This window comes from Nocardioides daphniae, from assembly GCF_004777465.1.
Classification (GTDB): Bacteria; Actinomycetota; Actinomycetes; order Propionibacteriales; family Nocardioidaceae; genus Nocardioides; species Nocardioides daphniae.
Genome location: NZ_CP038462.1, coordinates 819,222 through 836,989, shown reverse-complemented (window position 1 = coordinate 836,989; position 17,768 = coordinate 819,222). Strand labels below are relative to the sequence as shown.

19 protein-coding genes, 1 tRNA gene and 3 pseudogenes are annotated in these 17,768 nt (G+C 72.6%); 6 read left to right on the top strand and 17 right to left on the bottom strand.

All coding sequences use genetic code 11. The annotated features are described in order from the left end of the window. The first annotated feature begins 3 nt into the window (after window positions 1-3). The 3 genes and pseudogenes from E2C04_RS04030 to E2C04_RS19230 all read left to right on the top strand — a co-directional run bounded on the left by E2C04_RS04030 (window position 4) and on the right by E2C04_RS19230 (window position 2,204). Complete coding sequence (locus E2C04_RS04030) at window positions 4-1,578, top strand: GMC oxidoreductase (protein ID WP_135831638.1); 1,575 nt, start codon at window positions 4-6, stop codon at window positions 1,576-1,578. A 51-nt stretch (window positions 1,579-1,629) separates the two neighbouring features. Continuing rightward, a pseudogene (locus E2C04_RS21810) lies at window positions 1,630-1,803 on the top strand (TetR family transcriptional regulator); the annotation flags it as partial. A 176-nt stretch (window positions 1,804-1,979) separates the two neighbouring features. Further along, the gene (locus tag E2C04_RS19230; RefSeq protein ID WP_238694418.1) at window positions 1,980-2,204 is read left to right on the top strand and encodes a hypothetical protein; all 225 of its coding nucleotides are present in this window, start codon (window positions 1,980-1,982) and stop codon (window positions 2,202-2,204) included. On the opposite strand, the gene E2C04_RS04020 is transcribed toward E2C04_RS19230, so the two are convergent. Genes E2C04_RS04020 through E2C04_RS04005 form a run of 4 tightly spaced genes read right to left on the bottom strand, consistent with a single transcriptional unit; the run spans window position 2,194 to window position 5,458 of the window. After that, complete coding sequence (locus E2C04_RS04020; RefSeq protein WP_135831636.1) at window positions 2,194-2,835, bottom strand: YigZ family protein; 642 nt, start codon at window positions 2,833-2,835, stop codon at window positions 2,194-2,196. The genes E2C04_RS19230 and E2C04_RS04020 overlap by 11 nt on opposite strands. Beyond that, complete coding sequence (locus E2C04_RS04015) at window positions 2,835-3,614, bottom strand: TSUP family transporter (RefSeq protein ID WP_135831635.1); 780 nt, start codon at window positions 3,612-3,614, stop codon at window positions 2,835-2,837. Before E2C04_RS04015 ends, E2C04_RS04020 begins: the two co-directional genes overlap by 1 nt. Before the next feature lie 6 nt (window positions 3,615-3,620). Beyond that, window positions 3,621-4,043: a hypothetical protein gene (locus E2C04_RS04010; RefSeq protein WP_135831634.1), complete on the bottom strand. Its 423-nt coding sequence runs from the start codon at window positions 4,041-4,043 to the stop codon at window positions 3,621-3,623. A 2-nt stretch (window positions 4,044-4,045) separates the two neighbouring features. Further along, window positions 4,046-5,458, bottom strand: coding sequence for a cystathionine beta-synthase (locus E2C04_RS04005; protein ID WP_135831633.1), 1,413 nt, complete (start codon window positions 5,456-5,458; stop codon window positions 4,046-4,048). 179 nt (window positions 5,459-5,637) lie between these two features. On the opposite strand from E2C04_RS04005, the pseudogene E2C04_RS20700 reads away from it, so the two are divergent. After that, window positions 5,638-6,201 (top strand): annotated as a pseudogene (locus E2C04_RS20700) (SGNH/GDSL hydrolase family protein); the annotation flags it as partial. Window positions 6,202-6,619: 418 nt separating this feature from the next. On the opposite strand, the gene E2C04_RS20695 reads toward E2C04_RS20700, so the two are convergent. The 3 genes from E2C04_RS20695 to E2C04_RS03990 all read right to left on the bottom strand — a co-directional run bounded on the left by E2C04_RS20695 (window position 6,620) and on the right by E2C04_RS03990 (window position 9,213). Next, on the bottom strand, window positions 6,620-7,024 hold the full coding sequence (locus tag E2C04_RS20695; RefSeq protein ID WP_275106559.1) for a Bax inhibitor-1/YccA family membrane protein: 405 nt from the start codon (window positions 7,022-7,024) through the stop codon (window positions 6,620-6,622). Continuing rightward, on the bottom strand, window positions 6,931-7,473 hold the full coding sequence (locus E2C04_RS03995; RefSeq protein WP_275106558.1) for a Bax inhibitor-1/YccA family membrane protein: 543 nt from the start codon (window positions 7,471-7,473) through the stop codon (window positions 6,931-6,933). Before E2C04_RS03995 ends, E2C04_RS20695 begins: the two co-directional genes overlap by 94 nt. Window positions 7,474-7,596: 123 nt before the next feature. After that, window positions 7,597-9,213: an esterase-like activity of phytase family protein gene (locus E2C04_RS03990; protein WP_135831631.1), complete on the bottom strand. Its 1,617-nt coding sequence runs from the start codon at window positions 9,211-9,213 to the stop codon at window positions 7,597-7,599. Window positions 9,214-9,376: 163 nt separating this feature from the next. Between E2C04_RS03990 and E2C04_RS03985 the strand changes: the two genes are divergently transcribed. Beyond that, window positions 9,377-10,474, top strand: a complete 1,098-nt coding sequence (locus tag E2C04_RS03985; RefSeq protein ID WP_202977892.1) for a zinc-binding dehydrogenase — start codon at window positions 9,377-9,379, stop codon at window positions 10,472-10,474. Between the two features lie 91 nt (window positions 10,475-10,565). Here the strand turns inward: E2C04_RS03985 and E2C04_RS03980 are convergent. The 4 genes and pseudogenes from E2C04_RS03980 to E2C04_RS18480 all read right to left on the bottom strand — a co-directional run bounded on the left by E2C04_RS03980 (window position 10,566) and on the right by E2C04_RS18480 (window position 12,032). Then, window positions 10,566-10,639, bottom strand: a tRNA-Leu gene (locus tag E2C04_RS03980). Continuing rightward, window positions 10,603-11,120, bottom strand: a pseudogene (locus E2C04_RS03975) (peptide deformylase). The gene E2C04_RS03980 and the pseudogene E2C04_RS03975 overlap by 37 nt, the downstream one beginning before the upstream one ends. Before the next feature lie 98 nt (window positions 11,121-11,218). After that, window positions 11,219-11,749 carry a glycine cleavage system transcriptional repressor gene (locus tag E2C04_RS03970; protein ID WP_135831630.1) on the bottom strand — a complete coding sequence of 177 codons (531 nt, stop codon included), beginning with the start codon at window positions 11,747-11,749 and terminating at the stop codon, window positions 11,219-11,221. Further along, window positions 11,742-12,032: an EamA family transporter gene (locus E2C04_RS18480; RefSeq protein WP_202977891.1), complete on the bottom strand. Its 291-nt coding sequence runs from the start codon at window positions 12,030-12,032 to the stop codon at window positions 11,742-11,744. The genes E2C04_RS03970 and E2C04_RS18480 overlap by 8 nt, the downstream gene beginning before the upstream one ends. A gap of 18 nt (window positions 12,033-12,050) precedes the next feature. On the opposite strand from E2C04_RS18480, the gene E2C04_RS19225 reads away from it, so the two are divergent. Next, window positions 12,051-12,419, top strand: a complete 369-nt coding sequence (locus E2C04_RS19225) for a hypothetical protein (RefSeq protein ID WP_238694417.1) — start codon at window positions 12,051-12,053, stop codon at window positions 12,417-12,419. A gap of 254 nt (window positions 12,420-12,673) precedes the next feature. Here E2C04_RS19225 and E2C04_RS03960 read toward each other — a convergent pair whose 3' ends face one another. The 6 genes from E2C04_RS03960 to E2C04_RS03935 all read right to left on the bottom strand — a co-directional run bounded on the left by E2C04_RS03960 (window position 12,674) and on the right by E2C04_RS03935 (window position 17,757). Continuing rightward, window positions 12,674-13,534 (bottom strand): uracil-DNA glycosylase, encoded by an 861-nt coding sequence (locus tag E2C04_RS03960; protein WP_135831629.1) that lies wholly within the window; start codon window positions 13,532-13,534, stop codon window positions 12,674-12,676. Between the two features lie 24 nt (window positions 13,535-13,558). Continuing rightward, window positions 13,559-14,485 carry a Ppx/GppA phosphatase family protein gene (locus tag E2C04_RS03955; protein WP_135831628.1) on the bottom strand — a complete coding sequence of 309 codons (927 nt, stop codon included), beginning with the start codon at window positions 14,483-14,485 and terminating at the stop codon, window positions 13,559-13,561. A gap of 4 nt (window positions 14,486-14,489) precedes the next feature. Continuing rightward, a complete protein-coding gene (locus E2C04_RS03950) occupies window positions 14,490-15,023 on the bottom strand; it encodes a DUF501 domain-containing protein (RefSeq protein ID WP_135831627.1) in 534 nt (177 codons plus the stop codon). Beyond that, entirely contained in the window at window positions 15,020-15,532 is a 513-nt protein-coding gene (locus E2C04_RS03945) for an FtsB family cell division protein (protein ID WP_229721442.1), read from the bottom strand. The genes E2C04_RS03950 and E2C04_RS03945 overlap by 4 nt, the downstream gene beginning before the upstream one ends. 171 nt (window positions 15,533-15,703) lie before the next feature. After that, window positions 15,704-16,981, bottom strand: a complete 1,278-nt coding sequence (eno, locus tag E2C04_RS03940) for a phosphopyruvate hydratase (RefSeq protein ID WP_135831625.1) — start codon at window positions 16,979-16,981, stop codon at window positions 15,704-15,706. Between the two features lie 113 nt (window positions 16,982-17,094). Beyond that, complete coding sequence (locus E2C04_RS03935; protein ID WP_229721441.1) at window positions 17,095-17,757, bottom strand: MazG nucleotide pyrophosphohydrolase domain-containing protein; 663 nt, start codon at window positions 17,755-17,757, stop codon at window positions 17,095-17,097. Window positions 17,758-17,768: the final 11 nt, after the last annotated feature.

Here is a 17,768-nt window from a genome sequence, read left to right as displayed (position 1 = left end):
TTCATGGCAGCTGGCGCCGCCGTCGGCGCCGCAGGCACCGTCGGTGCCAGCACCCGACCGGCCTCGGCCCACATCCCGCTGCGCCGGGAGGAGCGCCGCGTCATCGTCATCGGGTCCGGCTTCGGCGGCGGCGTCGCCTCGCTGCGACTCACCCGCGCGGGAGTGCCAGTCACGCTGCTCGAGCGCGGCAAGCGGTGGGTGACGGGGCCCGACGCCGACACCTTTCCGCGGGTCTCGAGCCTTGACGAGCGGGCCCTGTGGCACGAGTCGATGCCGGAGATCTTCGGTCGCCCCCTCTTCGAGACCCCGCACACGGGCCTGCTGGAGAGCGTCGTCGGCGAGAACATGACGGTGATGAACGCTGCTGGTCTTGGCGGCGGGTCGTTGGCCTACCAGGGGATGAGCCTGGAGCCGTCCGCGGAAGTCTTCGCCAGCGAACTGCCCGAGGAGCTTGATCGCGAGTGGATGCACCGTGTCCACTACCGCCGGGTCGAGCGCATGCTGAAACTGCGGACGGCGCCGGATGCCCTCGTCTCCAGCGACAACTACAAGGCGGCTCGGGTGTTCGCCAGGAAGGCGCTCGCCGCTGGCTACGACATCGAGAAGATCCCGATGCCCATCGACTGGTCCTACGCACTGCGCGAGCTTCGAGGCGAGATGAAGGCCACCTACACCAACGGCGACGCCGCGCTCGGTGTCAACAACGGCGGCAAGCACTCGGTCGACGTGACCTACATCCGGGCTGCCGAGGCCACGGGTCTCCTGGAGGTCCGCACCCTGCACAACGTGACCGGCATCGCGCGCACCCGCTCGGGAGCGTGGGAGGTACGCGCCCAGCGCACCGACACCACCGGCAGGGTGCTGGAGGAGGTCGTCTACACGACGCCGACGCTCATCATGGGCGCCGGAAGCACCGGTACCACCCGCTTGCTGTTGAAGTCGGCCGCTCGCGGCGAGATCACCGACCTTCCCGAGGCCCTGGGCTCCAACTGGGGCACCAACGCCGACCGGATCTACACGTGGACCAGCCTCTTCGACGACTTCGGTCCGGTGCAGGGCGGCCCCGTCGTCTACGGCTCCAAGGCATGGGAGGACCCGGCGACCGCCAACACCGTGATCCAGGCGTCGTTGCCACCTCTGATGGCGGGTGGCGATCCGAGCAAGAAGTCGTGGGGGCCCACCACCACCATGCTGGTGGGCTACGGGGTGAGCAAGGACCGGGGAGAGTTCCGCTACGACGCGGAGAAGGACGACGCGATTCTGCACTGGCCCAAGAACGGCGACAGGGAGAGCGCTGCCCGCATCCACGCCAGGGTGAAGAAGATCGCGGGCTTCGCCTCATTCCTCGGCGACACCACGGCCATGTCACCCTCGACCTGGCATCCGCTCGGCGGCGCCTCGATGGGGACCGTCTGCGACCTCGAGGGTCGTGTGCTCGGCCAGAAGGGCCTGTACGTCCTCGACGGCGCCCTGCTGCCCGGTACGGCGGCTGCCTGCAACCCCTCGATGACGATCGCCGCGGTCGCAGAGCGCGCGATGGACAAGATCGTGGCCCACGACGTCGGCCGCCTGGTCTGAGTGCACCCGTCCGTTTCCCTCGTGGACGACGGGGTGATCTACCCTCACCCCATGTCCACGAGGGGATCGGCGCGCGCCGACGGGCGACGCAACCGCGAAGCCATTCTCAAGGCCGCGGCCGAAGCGATGCTGGACAACCCCCAGGCGAGCATCGCCGAGGTGGCGGAGCGGGCAGGACTGACCCGGGCCACGGTCTACCGCCACTACGCCGACCGGGACGCCCTGCTGCAGGCCATGGCGCGGACGACGGCGATGCACCTGGTGCCCACGATCCTCGACGAGATGCGGCCCCTGCCGTGGCGTGAGGCCATGGAAGTCCTCGCGGCGCGGGCGATCTCGCTGAGCGCCGCTTACCGTGACGTCATCCTCAGCATCGCCCCCACCTCGAGCAGGCGGCGCGAGTGGCCGTGCACGACGAGCCGATCCTGGCCGACATCACGGCGCGGCGCCTCAGCGGCGAGTTCGACCCGCCGTGCTCGGACGCGTGGATCGCACTGTGCGTGCGCACCCTCTGTCTGGCCGCGATCGGTCAACTCACCGAGCCCGAGGGCGACCAGGCTCAGCTGACCCGCGAGCTGGCCATCACCCTCGGCGGACTGGTCGACCAGCCCCGCTTCACGCCCTGACGTCGACCCAGCGCTCGCCGGCGCGGGTCAGCGCGCCGCGCCCCGCGGTCAGCTCGGCGACCTGCACGCCCAGCGCTGCGCCGTCCTCGCAGCCGAGGAGCAGGCGCACGCGGGCGTCGTACGTCGTGTCGAGGACCTGGACGCCGCGCGAGCGCAGGTCGCTCTCCACCCGGCCCGCCTCGCCGTGGTCGAGGACCAGGCTCCACTCCTGGAGCAGGCGCCGCTCGAGCGTGCCGACCTCGGCGAGTCCGGCCTGCACCGCGTCGCCGTAGGCGCGGACCAGCCCGCCGGCGCCGAGCAGGATGCCACCGAACCAGCGGGTCACGACCGCGACGACGTCGCTCACGCCCTCCCCCCGCGCGCCGCGGAGGACCTCCAGCATCGGCGCGCCGGCGGTGCCGGCCGGCTCCCCGTCGTCGTTGGAGCGCTGCAGCATCGCGTCGGCGCCCAGCACGAAGGCCGAGCAGTGGTGGCGCGCGTCCCAGTGGGCCTTGCGCATCTCCTCGACCAGGGCCCGCGCCGCCTCCTCGGTCTCGACGCGACGCAGCGTGCAGAGGAAACGGCTCCGCTTGACCTCCAGCTCCGCCTCCCCGTCGCGCGCGATCGTGAGGTAGCGGGTCGGAGCAGCCATCAGCCCCACCAGCCGAGCAGGCCACCGCCGATGCGGACCACGAAGCCCGAGACCACGACGATGAAGAAGACCCGCACAAAGGCCGCGCCGCGCCCGATGGCGATCCGGGCACCGAGGTAGCCGCCGACCATGTTGGTCAGGCCCATCGCCAGGCCGACGCCCCACAGCAACGCGTCCTGGGAGGCGAAGACGATCAGCGCCGCCAGGTTGGTGGCCCAGTTGGCCAGCCGCGCCTTGGCCGAGGCCTCGAGGAAGTTGTAGCCCAGCACGCTGACCAGGGCCAGCACGAAGAAGGAACCGGTGCCCGGCCCCAGCGCGCCGTCATAGACGCCGACGACCAGTCCGGTGACCAGCGCCGCGAGCGTGTGGTGGTGGCCGGCGAAGCGGAGCGAGGTGGCAGCCCCGAGCGTCGGACGGGCCACGACGTAGGCGCCGACCACGACCAGGGCGACCAGCACGATAGGGTCGAAGGCCGACTTGGGGATCATGCTGGCCAGCAACGCCCCCAGCGCCGACCCGACGAAGGCGGCCAGCATCAGGGGCGCGAAGGTGCGCGGGTCGGGCCGCACCCGCCGGGCGTACGTCGCCGCGGCCACGGTGGTGCCGCAGAAGGACGACAGCTTGTTGGTCGCCAGGATCTGCACCGGCGTCGCGCCGGGCAGTCCGAGCAGGATCGCCGGCAGCTGGATCAGCCCGCCACCGCCCACGACGGCGTCGACGAAGCCCGCGGCGAGCGCCGCCACGAGCAGCGCCGCCAGCACCTCGTACGAGACCTCCACGCCGCGTCAGCCGACCGGCCGGACGGTGACCCGGTCGAAGTCCGTGGGGACCAGCAGCCGGGTGCCCAGGCAGGTCGCGGGCACCTCGACGCCGGGCGCCACCTCGCCGGCGGCACGGCAGGAGACCGTCGTGACGAGCTGCCCGTCGGCGTGGAAGTGCATCTCGAAGCGCACCTCACGGGAGTCGGGGCCGTCGTGGCGCACCCGGACACCGGTCAGCACCTCGCGGGGAGCGCCGGGCGTGGAGGACGGGTCGGAGGCCACCAGCCACCAGCCGTCCTCCACGGTGAGCCCGTCGACGGTGAACCCTTCGGAGAGGGCGACCTCGTCGCCGCCCCGGAATCCCTGGACGAGCGCCACCACGCCGCCGGCGACGCCACCGACGACCAGCGCGACGATGACGAACCCCGCCAGCAGGCGGCGGCCCACGCTCAGCCCTTGGCCAGGTTGGCCAGCAGGTCGTGGCGGGTGACGACGCCGACCGGGGCACCGTCCTCGTGGACCAGGACCGCGTCGCCGGTCTCGAGCAGGTGCACCGCGTCCTTCACCGACTCGGTCGAGCCGATGGTCGGCAGCGGGGCCGACATGTGCTGCTCGACGGCGTCGGTCAGCTTGGCCTTGCCGGTGAAGAGGGCGTCGAGGAGGTCACGCTCGGAGACAGACCCGGCGACCTCGGCGGCCACCACGGGCGGCTCGGCGCGAACGACCGGCATCTGCGAGACCGAGTACTCCTGCAGGATGTGGATGGCCTCGGCGATGGTCTCGCCCGGGTGCGTGTGGACCAGGTCGGGCAGGGTGCCCTGCTTGCCGCGCAGGACGTCGCCCACGGTCAGCTCGACGTCGGCGGTCGACTCGGTCGCGAAGCCGTACTGGCCCAGCCACTGGTCGTTGAAGACCTTGGTCAGGTAGCCGCGGCCGGAGTCGGGGAGCAGCACGACGATGACGGCGTCGTCGCGGCCCTCCTCGGCCAGCTCGACCGCGAGCTTCTTCGCGGCGAAGGCAGCCATGCCGGCGGAGCCACCGACCAGCAGCGCCTCCTCGCGGGCCAGGCGGCGGGTGAAGGCGAAGGAGTCGGCGTCGGAGACCTCGATGATGCGGTCGGCGACCGACTTGTCGTAGGTCTCGGGCCAGAAGTCCTCACCGACGCCCTCGACGAGGTAGGGACGGCCGTCGCCACCGGAGTAGACCGAGCCGGCGGGGTCGGCGCCGATCACCTGGATGTCGGGGTTCTGCTCCTTGAGGTAGCGACCGATGCCGGAGATCGTGCCGCCGGTGCCCACGCCCGCGACGAAGTGGGTGATCTTCCCCTCCGTCTGCGCCCAGATCTCCGGACCGGTGGTCTCGTAGTGGGAGCGCGGGTTGTTCGGGTTCGCGTACTGGTTCGGCTTCCAGGCGCCGGGCTGCGAGGCCAGGCGGTCGGAGACGTTGTAGTAGGAGTCGGGGTGCTCCGGCGGGACCGCGGTCGGGCAGACCACGACCTCGGCGCCGTAGGCACGCAGCACGTTGCGCTTGTCCTCGCTGACCTTGTCGGGGCAGACGAAGACGCACTTGTAGCCCTTCTCCTGGGCCACCATCGCCAGGCCGACACCGGTGTTGCCCGACGTCGGCTCCACGATGGTGCCGCCCGGCTGGAGCTCACCGGAGGCCTCGGCGGCCTCGATCATCCGCGTGGCGATGCGGTCCTTCACCGAGCCACCCGGGTTCAGGTACTCGACCTTCGCCAGCAGGAGCGGCCCCTTCGGCTCGCCGTACTTCTCGACCTGCAGCTCGGGGGCCAACGAGGTCGACAGCTTCAGGAGCGGGGTGTTGCCGATGAGGTCCAGGAGCGAGTTCACGTACTGCATGTTCGCCAATCTAGCCGGGGCAAGTGCGCAAGCGTGAACTCCGTAGACTGGCCCCCGTGAGCAAAGCCTCCGCAGCACGTCGTCTGGCCTCTGCCGCCGCCTACGGTGGCCGGGGCCTTTCCGTGGTCGGCGCAGCCCTCTACGGCGTCCTCGTGGCGGAGGCCCTGGCGGCCCGCAAGATGATCGGGCGGGCCACCAAGCCCGTCTACGACGCCACCGGCTTCTACGGTCGCGGCCGTCCCGGCCCGCCGATCCAGATCGCGCTGCTCGGCGACTCCGCGGCCATCGGCTACGGCGTCGACCGGGTCGAGCACACCCCCGGTGCCTACTGGGCCTCCGGCATGGCGACCGCCGCCGACCGCCGCGTCCACCTGCGCTCCTTCCCCGTCGTCGGGGCGCAGTCCTCCGACCTGCGGATCCAGGTCGACCAGGTCCTCGAGGGCCCCTGCGACGTCGCGATGATCCTGATCGGCCCCAACGACGTGACCCACATGGTGCGCCCCGCCGCGTCGGTGCGACACCTGGCCGAGGCCGTGCGCCGGCTGCGCCAGGCCGGCGTCGAGGTCGTCGTCGGCACCTGCCCGGACCTCGGCACGATCCGCCCGATCCTGCCGCCGCTGCGCCAGGTCGCGCGTCACTGGTCGCGCCGGCTGGCCGCGGCCCAGGCGATCGTCGCGCTCGACGAGGGCGCCCGCACGGTGTCTCTGGGCGACATCCTCGGCCCCGAGTTCGAGGCCGCCCCGGCCGAGCTCTTCGGGCCCGACAAGTTCCCCTCCCCCGAGGGCTACCACGCCTGCGCCGACGTGCTGCTCCCGACGACTCTGGCGGCCGTCGGCCTGGTCGAGCCCGACGAGCTGCTGCCCGCGCGCAGCGCGGTGAGGGCGTACGCCCGACCGCGGCCGCCGCCGTCGAGGCTGCGGACCGCGCCGGCACCGAGCTGGACCCGCTCGACCTCACCAGCAACCGCCGGGCCATCCGCGGCCGCTGGGTCGAGCTGCGCCACCGCCGTCACCCGCACACCCCGGAGGCGGAGACCCCGTCGCCGATCGACGTGGCCTGAGGGCTCCCCCTCCCACCCCACGGCGCGACGACGAACGCCCCGCCCCCGCCGAGGCGGGAGCGGGGCGTCGAGTGTCCGGGCAGCCGGGGCCCGGGAGAGGCTCAGTCCTCTTGGAAGAAGGCCAGGATGCGGAGCAGGTTGGTGTAGATCCAGACCAGCGAGACCAGCATGGCGAAGGCGGCGGTCCAGGAGTAGCGCTCGTCGATGCCGGCGGCGATGCCCTGCTCGACGAAGTCGAAGTCCATCATCAGCATGAAGACACCGAGGGCGAGACCGACGATCGAGAAGACCAGGCCGAAGCCGGAGTCGAAGCTCAGGAAGTTGGCGCCGAAGAAGCTCAGCACCACGCCCACGAGGCTCAGGGCCACCATGCCGAACATGACGGCCGTGACGCCGCGCTTGAACTTGTCGCTCAGCTTGATGTCGAAGATCTTGTAGGCCGCGAGCACACCGGCGAAGGCGGCCATCGTGCCGAGCACGGCACCGCTGACGATGCCGGGGAACATCGTGTCGAAGAACTTGCTGATGATCCACCCAGCGCGACACCCTCGGCGGCGGCGAACGCCATCACCAGCGGCGGGCTGGGGACCTTCTTGAAGGAGTTGACCAGCGAGAGGACGAAGGCGAGACCGCCACCACCCATGGCAGCCAGGGTCACGCGGTTGGCCTCGGCAGCGGTCCAGGTGGCGGGGTCGCCGGCCCAGATCCAGACGGCGATCGCCGCGAGCACGGTGATGCCCAGCGTGATGCCGGTCTTCTGGACCACGCTGTCGATCGTCATCCGCTGGGCGGGCTGCTGGTGCGTCGGCGTGCCGGTGCCCCACTGGGACGGCTCGCCGTACTCGGAGTAGGGGGCGGTCTGGCCGTACGGGCTCTGGCCGTACGGCGACTGGGTCTGGACGCTCGAGCCGTTGAACGCCTCGGACCGGTTGAACACCGGGTTGTTGCTACGCATGGTTGGTCTCTCCTCGGAGGCCTCGGACGTGGTCTGGCTGACCGCGTTCGCTGTCGTCAACTCTACGGGTGATGTGGTGCTCAACGTCCGGGCGCGTACGGGAGTTCCCGCCGGCCCTCGGCGTCAGCGCACCCGGACGACGAAGGTCGCGCTCGCCGGCGCGGTGGCCGCGGAGCCCCGGTAGCGGACGGTGACGGTGACCCGGCCCCGGGCGCGCAGGGCGGGCGTACGCACGACGAGGCGGCCGTCGGTCCGACGCACGGTGGCCTTCACCAGGCGGCCCTTCACGCGCACCCGCACCTGGCCCGGGGTGGGCAGGCCGTTGGCGGTGATCCTGGCGGACAGTCGAGCCCGCTTGCCGCGGTTGACGGCGACGCGGCGCACCACGGGGCGCAGCCGGGTGGCGGCCCTGCCGACCGTGAGCCGGGCGGTGGACTCAGCGGCGTAGGTCCCGTCGTTGCCTGCGTAGGAGACCGTGACCGGCCGCACGCCGGGGCTGGTGAAGGCGCCCATCCAGACGGTCGCGGCCCCGTCGGCCAGCGTCCCGGTCCTCACCCGACTGCCGACGGAGACCTGGACCTGGCCGGTGGGTGTGGCACCGACCGCGGTGGCGCCCACGACGACGCGCACCCGCTGCCCGGCCTGGGTCGGCGCAACGGTGGCGGTGAGCCGGGTGGCGACCTTGCCTGGGTCGGGGCCGGGGTCGGGGGCGGGCGCCGCCGGGCAGGGCAGGGTGCCCGCCCAGATCGCGTGGCTACGGTCGTTGGCGTCGTTGCTCCAGAAGACCGGGCGCACCCCTCCCGAGCATCGCGCGCGCGGCGCGACCGTGAAGCCCTCGAAGTTGTAGTTGGGGAGGCCGGCGGCGCGGGCGTACGTCGCACTCACCACGAAGCGGCCACTCCGCAGCCGGGCCGTCGCGGTGCGCCCGTCGCAGGCGTCGTCGCAGACGATCCAGAGCAGCCCCGCGTCGGCGTCCCACTCCAGGGCCTGGACGAGCCCGAGCGGGTTGGCCACGGTGGCGACCCGGACCACGCTGCCGTCGGCCCGGAGGACGTAGCCCCGCACCTGGCCCTTGAGGCTGGCCGCCTCGGCCGCCACGAAGAAGACGCCGCCACCCACCTTGCCCGGGTAGGCCGCCGGGTCGTACGTCGTCCCCCGCGCCTCGTCGACGAAGCCGTGGGCGACCAGGGAGGCGTCGGGGACGAGGTCCAGCGCCTCCAGCCCCGAGTTGGCCCCGAGCGCAGGGAACTCCCTCGCCAGGCTCCACTCGGTGGTCGGGCCCAGCGCGGCGGAGCTGCCGCCGAGCGGGACCCGCAGGATGCTCAGCCGGGAGGTGCCGGTGCTGTCACGCTCGGTCGAGACCCAGGCGTCGTCGCCGCTGACGACGATGCCCTCGGCGTCCGGCACACGCCCGTCGGGGAAGGTGAAGGTCTTGCCCGCCCGCCACCCTCCGGCCTGGTCGGGCCGCCACTTGCCGGAGCTCTGCACCAGCCGGTGGACGAGTCCGGCGCGGTCGTCGACACCCCACAGGACGTCGGCGGCGGCACTCCCGCCGGCGCGGAAGGAGAGCCCGCTGACGTCGGTGCCCAGCTCGCCGGCGACGTCGACGGCGGAGGCCGTCCGACCGCCCGGCCACGTCTGGGCGGCCGAGGGCGGCTCCGGCTCCTGCCCGGCTGCGGTCGGGCCGCCGACCAGCAGCCCCGTCACGAGTGCTGCGGCGAGTGCCGTCGTCAGTGCCATTGATCCAGTGCGTCGTCCCATGCGCGCCTCCCCCGGAGACCGACCCGATCCACCGTCGGGCCACCGTAGCGATCCGACGGCCGACCCTTCACCCTTGAAATTGGGGGTTGGGGCGCCCGGTCGACGGTGGCCCTAAGTTGGCGACGGCTGCCAGACTCCCTGCATGCGAGCACTCGTCCAGCACAAGTTCGGCGACCCCGGTCAGGTTCTCTCCGTGGAGGAGGTGCCGGTGCCCGAGCCGGGCCCCGGAGAGGTCCGGGTCCGCACCCTGATGGCCGCGGTGCACAACCACGACCTGCTCACCGCGGCCGGCCTCTACGGCATCCGTCCCGACCTCCCGGCACGCGCCGGCAGCGAGGCGGTCGGCGTCGTCGACGCGCTCGGCGAGGGCGTCACGGGCGTCGAGGTGGGCCAGCGCGTCGCCGCCTCCGCGACCGGCACCTGGGCCGAGTACTTCCTCGCACCTGCCGCCGGGCTCATCCCGGTCTCCGACGACCTGCCCGACGAGGCGGCCGCCCAGCTCTTCGCGATGCCCTTCAGCGCCGTCGCCCTGCTCGAGTCGCTCGGTCTCTCCGAGGGCGACTGGATCGTCCAGAACGCGGCGAACGGCGCGGTCGGACGCTACGTGGCGACGCTGGCGCGCGCCCGCGGGATCAACGTCCTGGGCCTCGTACGCCGTGCCGCCGCCGTCGAGGAGCTGGCCGCGGTCGGCATCGACCGGGTCGTCGCCACCGACACCGACGACTGGCGGGCCAAGGTCGCCGAGGTGACCGGCGGCGCCCCGATCAGGGCGGGCGTCGACTCGGTGGGCGGCAAGGGCTCGAAGCAGGTCTTCAGCCTGCTGGCGCCGGGCGGGGAGCTCGTCGTCTTCGGCGCGATGGACGCCCTCACCGTCGAGCTCGGCGTCGCCGACGTGCTCTTCCAGGGCAAGACGGTGCGAGGCTTCTGGCTGACCAAGGTGATGGGCACGATGAGCCGAGAGGCGCGCCAGGCCGCCTTCACCGAGGTCATGACCCGGATCGCCGACGGCACGCTCAAGCTCACGGCCGAGGAGTCCTTCCCCTCGACGAGATCGCCCGCGCGGCTGAGGCCAACGCGCGGCCCGGCCGTCGGGGCAAGGTGCTGCTGCGCCCCTGACGAGAGGCGTCCCGGGGAGCGTGGTGGTCCACGGCGACCCCGGGAGGGCACTGGACCCTTGAGTGACCCACCGGGGTCGCCCGGCGACTCGCCCGGAACCCCACGTACCCGGACGCACCTCTGACTCAATCACCGCGTCACGGGCCCGGCAATACCCCATTCGGCGCATACCGCCTTCGGGATGCCGCAAGGGACGCCGCCCGATGGTGGCTGGGTGCCCCCGGTGGGACTCGAACCCACACTGAACCGTTTTTAAGACGGCTTCCTCTGCCGATTGGGACACGGGGGCGTGCGCCTCACAGCATCACAGATACGTCTGACGCTGGTAGATCGCGTGCGCGCCGGCGACCCGTCGAGGAAGAGGTAGCCGTTGCAGTGGTCCATCTCGTGCTGCAGGCAGCGGGCCTCGAAGGCGTCGGTGCGGATCTCGACCCACTCCCCCGTGCCCGGCAGCTGACCGCGTACGAGGATGCGGCTCGCGCGCTTCACGTCACCGTGAGGTCGGGCACGCTCATGCAGCCCTCACGGGCCTTCTCGTTGCGGCTCGACTCGACGACCTCGGCGTTGCACAGGACGTACGTGCCGTGGTGCGTGCGCGTCTTGGGGTGCTGCGAGACGTCGACGCAGAAGACCTTGACGCCCTCCCCGACCTGCGGGGCCGCCAGGCCGACGCAGCCGGGCGAGACGCGCATGGTGGCGACCAGGTCAGCGGCGAGCTGGACGATCTCGGGCGCGGTGGGGTCGACGACGGCGCCGTCGCTGGACAGCACCGTGGCCGGGGCGGTCACGACGTCGAGGACGCGCCCGGTGACCCCGAGCTCGTCCTCCGACCAGGCAGCGACGCGCTCGTTGAACCCTTCAGGGGTGCTCACAGCTCGTCGGCCTCCACGGCCCGCAGGGTCGCGCCGACGCCGAGCTCGCTGGCCGCCGCCTTGATGTCGGCCTCCAGCGCCGCGCCGTCCACGCCCTCGGGCAGGGAGACCTCGGCGACCACCAGGTAGAGCTCACCGGCCAGGCGGGTGGTGAGGTCGGTGATGTTGCCGCCGACCCCGGCGACCACGCCGGCGACCGACGAGACGATGCCGGGGCGGTCGCCGCCGTGCACCGTGAGGACCCACTGGCTGCCGGCCGCGGCGTGCGGCTCCTCGACGGGGACCTCGCCGACCGTGACGGTCAGGGTGCCGTCGGCGGCCAGGGGCGCCAGCGCGGCGGCGATCTCCTCGCCGGAGGCGTCGCCCGCGCAGACCAGCGTCATGGCGAAGTGGCCACGCAGCAGGGTCATCGAGGAGTCCTCGAGGTTGAGCCCGAGCGCGGCGAGGCGGTCGGTGGTCCAGGCGATGATCCCGGGCCGGTCGTGGCCCAGGACGGTGATGGCGTGGAGGGTCCCGGCGTCAGTCATGCCGCCCATTGTCCACCGCGACCGGCGCGGCGGTCGCAGCGGCACGCGTACGACGCCCTGCCAGCGCGACCGTGGCCACCCCCGCGAGCAGCAGCGCTCCCCCGCTGGCCTCGGCGGCGTTGGGCACCTCGTCGAAGACCAGCCACGCCGAGCCCATCCCGAAGACCGGCACCAGCAGCATGAACGGCACGACCGCGGAGGCCTGGTGACGCCCGAGCAGCGAGTTCCAGATGCCGTAGCCCACGAACGAGGCGAGCACCGCCGTGTACGCGGTCGAGAGCACCGCTGCCAGCGAGAGTGGGTGAGCGCCCGCGCCACCTCGCTGGGCCCGTCGACGACCAAGCTGAGCCGCAGCAGCGGGACCGGCACGACGATCGCCGACCAGACCACCATCGACAGCCCGGAGCTCGGCCCGACCCGGCGTGCGACCACGTTGCCGCAGGCCCACGACGTGGCCGCGGCGAAGGTCAGCAGCAGCCCGAGCAGCGGCGTCGCCGCGCTGCGGCCCCACGCCACCACGGCCAGGCCGATCACGCCGAGGACCACCCCCACGACCTGGCGCGAGGTCGGCATCTCGTGCAGCCGGACGCTCGCGAAGACACCGTCAGCACCACCTGCGCCTGGCACCAAGAGGCCAGGCCGGGCGGCATCCCCCGCCATCGCCGTGTAGAGCAGGCCGAACTGACCCAGGCTCATGAAGAGGCCGACCTGCAGCACCAGCTGCCACGGCACCTGCGGGCGGGCCACCAGCCAGAGGGCGGGCGCAGCCACCACGAAGAAGCGCAGCGACAGGAAGAGCAGCGGCGGCACGTCGTCGAGGCCCAGCTCGATCGCGACGAAGTTGATGCCCCAGATGACGGCGACGAGGACGGCGAGGAGGGAGTCCCTTCAGGGGCATGCGCTCCATCGTCCGCCCTCTGCGGGTCAACCGTCCAACTGTTTGATCCCCGAGTCAGTCCCCAGGTCGCGCGCCCGGGCCAGCACGGCGTCGGTCATCTCAGCCGTCAGCCGACCGGTGAACGTGTTGTGCGGCGAGGGGTGGAAGCAGCCGAGCAGGGTCACCGGGCCGTGCGGCCCCTGCATCACGACCTCGGCGCCGTGGCCGAAGCGGGGTCGGGGGCGCGGCACCTCGACGCCCGCCCCGGCCAGCGCCTCCAGGGCACCGCCCCAGCCGTACGCCCCCAGCGCGACGACCGCTCGCACGGTCGGCAGCACCAGCCCCACCTCGCGCTGCACCCACGGGGCGCAGGTGTCCCGCTCGGTCGGGGTCGGCTTGTTGTCCGGCGGGGCGCAGCGCACCCGGGCCACCATCCGGGCGCCGACGAGACGCTGTCCGTCGCCGGCGTGCTCCGAGGTCGCCTGCACCGCCAGCCCCACCCGGTGCAGGCTGGCGAAGAGCCAGTCCCCGCTGGGGTCACCGGTGAAGACCCTGCCGGTCCGGTTGCCGCCGTGCGCGGCAGGAGCCAGCCCGACGACCAGGACCCGCGGCTCCGGGTCACCCCAGCCCGGGATCGGACGCCCCCAGTAGGGCTGGTCGGCGAAGGCGGCCCGCTTCCCCCGGGCATTCGTCTCGCGCCACTCGACCAGCCGCGGACAGGCCGCGCAGACGCTGACCCGCGCCTCCACCTCGGCCAGGTCGGCCGCGGCGGCCAGACGTCGTACGCCGGCGGCCGACCGCGCGACCAACGTGCCGGTGGGCGCCGGGTCCTCCGGCCACCCGGTGCCCGGGGGCACGGGCGAGTCGAAGAGCTCACCCGTGAGCGGGTGCGGCAGCCAGACGGTCACCCGCCCAGCCTGCCCGGTGGGGCGTCAGTTCACTCGTCTGGCCACCGACCAGGCGATCCCCTCGAGGATGTCCGCCTCCGAGACCGTCCAGGTCTCCACGCTGACCCGCTCGAGGACCCGGTCCATGATCAGCGCCCCGGCGTCGATCACGTCGGCGCGGCCGGGGTGCATGAAGGGCAGCGCCCGACGCTGGGCCGTGGTCGCGGCGATCAGGTCCGCGCAGAACTCCCGCGCCGAGGCGACCGGGAGCACGGCGTGGTCGACCGCATCGGCGTCGTACTCCGGCAGCATCAGCACGCCGGCGGCGATCGTCGTGCAGGTGCCCGCGATCCCCACGACGGTGGCTGCCGAGGCGATGTCGACCCCGGCCGCCCGGGCGGCGTCCAGGGCGCGCTCGACGTCGGTGACGCAGGCCGCGACCTCGTCGGGTGACGAGGGGTCGGAGTGCAGGTGGCGCTCGGCCAGCCGCACCGAGCCGATGTCGGCGGAGTGCGCAGCCACCGGCCCGTCGGCGTCGCCGAGGACCAGCTCGGTCGACCCGCCGCCGATGTCGATCACCAGCACCGGGTGGGCGACCTCGCCGGCCAGGCCGCGGATCGCCCCGGAGTAGGCCAGCTCGGCCTCCTCCGCGCCCGGGATCACCTCGGGCCTCACGCCGAGCCGGGCCTCGACGCCGGCGGCGAAGACGTCGGCGTTGGAGGCGTCGCGGGTCGCCGAGGTCGCGCAGAAGCGGATCCGGTCAGGGGTGACCCCGTGCTCGGTGATGAGCACGGCGTACTCGTCGAGGGCCGCAAAGGCACGCTCGAGCGCCTCGGGGTGCAGCTCGCCGGTGGCGTCGACGCCCTGGCCGAGGCGGACCATCCGGGTCTGGCGCACGGCCACCTGCGGCAGGTCGCCGATCAACAGCTTGATCGTGTTGGTGCCGCAGTCAATCGCGGCGATCGTCGCCACGCGTTCACTCCGCAGCAGCAGCGGCGGGCTCGGCGTCGCAGGCGCCGATGCAGGACCCGTCGGCCCACCACTCGCCGAGGAGGTCGAGGACCTCGTCACCGAGCGGGTTGACGCCGCGGCCCTGGGCCAGCGACTGGCCGGCCAGCACGTGCAGGCACTTCACGCGGTCGGGCATGCCGCCCGCCGAGATGCCCTCGATCTCGGGCACGTCGTGGCCGGCGGCCGCACCGATCTCAGCGCGCGCGGCGAGGTAGCGCTCGTGGGCGGCGCGGTAGGCCGCGGCCAGCTCCGGGTCGGTGCCGAGGCGCGCCTGCATCTCCTTCATCAGGCCGCTGCCCTCGAGGGTGCCGATCCTCGACGCCGCCTTCGGACAGGTCAGGTAGTACGTCGTGGGGAACGGCGTGCCGTTGGGCAGCCTCGGCTCGGTGGTCACCACGTCGGGGTGGCCGCAGGGGCAGCGGTGACCCACCTCGGCGATCCCGCGGGGCGTGCGCCCCAGCTGCTGCTCGATCGCCTCGACGTCAGCCTGCTCGATCACTGCTTCTCCTGCTCGCTCTTCTTCACGCCGTCGATGATCCTCGGCGCCGTGCTCCTCGCCGGCGGCGGGTTGCCCGCCAGCTCGACGGAGGTCCACACAGTCTCCCACCAGGCCACCGGCTTCTCCTTGATGACCTCGTCGGGGTCGGCGAGCTCGGCCACGCTGTCGAGCGGCTCACCGTTCTCGTCGAGGACCTGGTAGCCGGTCTCGCCGGGCATCAGGTAGCCGAGGTGCTGCCGGGCCTGCGCCTTCACGTAGGCCTCGTCGGACCACCGACGCTTCTCGCGCTCCAGCTCGGCGATCGCCTTCTCCGACTTCGCGATCTGGGCCTTCGTCTCCTCGATCGTGGCGCGCTGGTCGAGGTAGGCGCGCAGCGAGGAGGCGTACGAGACGCCGAGCACGAGCACGACCAGCAGCAGGATCCCGGCACGGCTGGTGAAGCGGGTGCGCGGCGGCTGCGGCGGCCGGCTGGCGACCGTACGCTGCCCCGGCGTCGAGCGCGGCGTCACGCGGTGCGTCGAACGGCCCGGGCCGGAGCCGGTGGACTCGCCGGCGGAGTCGTGGCGAGACGGCGCGGCGACCCGGGCCCGCGGGGATGCCCCCCGCTGGCCGGGTCGCCGGCTACCCCCTGGTGTGGGGGACGTACGTCGTTGCGTCATCAGGAGACGATTGTCCCCTGATCAGCCCTTGAATCGCGGGAACGCGGCCGCGCCGGCGTAGCGCGCGGCGTCGCCGAGGTGGTCCTCGATGCGCAGGAGCTGGTTGTACTTGGCGACGCGCTCGGAGCGGGCCGGGGCGCCGGTCTTGATCTGGCCGCAGTTGGTGGCGACGGCAAGGTCGGCGATGGTGACGTCCTCGGTCTCGCCGGAGCGGTGCGACATCATGTTGCGGAAGCCGGCGCGGTGCGCGAGGTCGACGGCGTCGAGGGTCTCGGTGAGCGAGCCGATCTGGTTGACCTTGACCAGCATGGCGTTGGCCTGGCCGCCGGCGATGCCGCGCTGGAGGCGCTCGACGTTGGTGACGAAGAGGTCGTCGCCGACGAGCTGGGTCTTGTCGCCGAGGGTGTCGGTGAGCGTCTTCCAACCCTCCCAGTCATCCTCGTCCAGCGGGTCCTCGATGGAGACGATCGGGTAGGCGTCGACGAGCTCGGCGTAGTAGGCCGACATCTCGGCGGCCGACTTCTGCTGGCCCTCGAAGGTGTAGGAGCCGTTGTCGTGGAACTCGGAGGCGGCCACGTCGAGCGCGAAGACGATGTCCTTGCCGACGGTCAGGCCGGCGGCCTCGACGGCCTCGGCGATCAGGTCGAGGGCGGCACGGTTCGACTCGAGGTTGGGGGCGAAGCCACCCTCGTCGCCGACGGCGGTGGCCAGGCCCTTCTTCTTCAGGACGGCCTTGAGGTGGTGGTAGACCTCGGCGCCCTGCTGCAGCGCCTCACCGAAGGTGGCGGCACCGATCGGGGCGATCATGAACTCCTGGATGTCGACGTTGGTGTCGGCGTGCGCACCACCGTTGAGGATGTTCATCATCGGGACGGGCAGCACGTGGGCGTTCGGGCCACCGACGTAGCGGAAGAGCGGCAGGCCGGCCGACTCGGCGGCGGCGTGGGCCACGGCCAGGGAGACGCCCAGGATCGCGTTGGCGCCGAAGCTCGCCTTGTTGGGGGTGCCGTCGAGCTGCAGCATCGTCTCGTCGATGAGGCGCTGGTCGTCGGCGTCGAGGCCCTCGATGGCGGGGCCGATCTTCTCGATCACGGCCTGGACGGCCTTGGCGACGCCCTTGCCCAGGTAGCGGGGGGTCTCGTCGCGGAGCTCCACCGCCTCGAAGGCACCGGTGGAGGCGCCCGACGGGACGGCCGCGCGGCCGAAAGAGCCGTCCTCCAGGAGGACCTCGACCTCGACCGTGGGGTTGCCGCGCGAGTCGAGGATCTCGCGTGCGCCGACTGCTTCGATGGCTGCCATCGTGACTGCTCCTGTAAGGGTGACGTGGGACGAGCGGTGCCAGCCTAACCGGGGCGTCGGGCGCGTCCTGCGGGCCGTCGCTGGATGGGCAGCCACGGCCGTTGGGGCGGCGCTCAGGCGGGCGGAAGCCGGCGGCGCAGCGCGTCGCGCAGTGCCTGCTCGGGGTCGACGCCCTCGGCCGCGGCCTCCGCGACCAGGGCCAGCAGCCGGTCGCCGACGTCGGGCGACTCGGCGGCGCCGGTGAGATCCAGCGGCTGCCCGGCGCGGGCGGTCCGGTCGAGCACCTTGTCGGCGGCGAGCAGGGCGGGCAGCCCGGACGGCAGGCGGTCGAGCGCGGAGCCCCGCGCCGGCTCCTGGCTCTGCACAGCCTTCTCGGCCTTCTCGCGCGCCTTGGCGGCCTGCCACAGGTCGTTGATCGCCTCCGGCGTCAGCCCCTCGGCATCGACGCCGGCGAAGACGTGCGGGTTGCGGCGCACCATCTTGGCGTGGATGTCGCGCGCGACGTCGTCGAGCGTGAACTCGCCGTTGCCCTCGGCCACGACCCCGTGGAAGTAGACCTGCAGCAGCAGGTCGCCGAGCTCCTCTCGCAGGTGCGACCAGTCTCCCGTGGCCTCCCCGAGCTCGATCGCCTCGAGGGTCTCGTACGCCTCCTCCACCAGGTAGCGGGTCAGGCTGGTGTGGGTCTGCTCCGCCTTCCAGGCGCACGCGCTGCGCAGCTGCCGCATCAGGTCGGCGAAGGCGACGAGCGGCTCGGGGTGGGTGGGGTCGACGCTCACGGGAGAAGTCT

Coding starts and splice junctions, on each gene's coding strand:
- E2C04_RS04030 (WP_135831638.1), top strand. CDS start 4: ATGGCAGCTGGCGCCGCCGTCGGCGCCGCAGGCACCGTCGGTGCCAGC.
- E2C04_RS04020 (WP_135831636.1), bottom strand. CDS start 2,835: ATGGCTGCTCCGACCCGCTACCTCACGATCGCGCGCGACGGGGAGGCG.
- E2C04_RS04005 (WP_135831633.1), bottom strand. CDS start 5,458: ATGCAGTACGTGAACTCGCTCCTGGACCTCATCGGCAACACCCCGCTC.
- E2C04_RS20695 (WP_275106559.1), bottom strand. CDS start 7,024: ATGTTCCCCGGCATCGTCAGCGGTGCCGTGCTCGGCACGATGGCCGCC.
- E2C04_RS03995 (WP_275106558.1), bottom strand. CDS start 7,473: ATGCGTAGCAACAACCCGGTGTTCAACCGGTCCGAGGCGTTCAACGGC.
- E2C04_RS03990 (WP_135831631.1), bottom strand. CDS start 9,213: ATGGCACTGACGACGGCACTCGCCGCAGCACTCGTGACGGGGCTGCTG.
- E2C04_RS03985 (WP_202977892.1), top strand. CDS start 9,377: ATGCGAGCACTCGTCCAGCACAAGTTCGGCGACCCCGGTCAGGTTCTC.
- E2C04_RS03970 (WP_135831630.1), bottom strand. CDS start 11,749: ATGACTGACGCCGGGACCCTCCACGCCATCACCGTCCTGGGCCACGAC.
- eno (WP_135831625.1), bottom strand. CDS start 16,981: ATGGCAGCCATCGAAGCAGTCGGCGCACGCGAGATCCTCGACTCGCGC.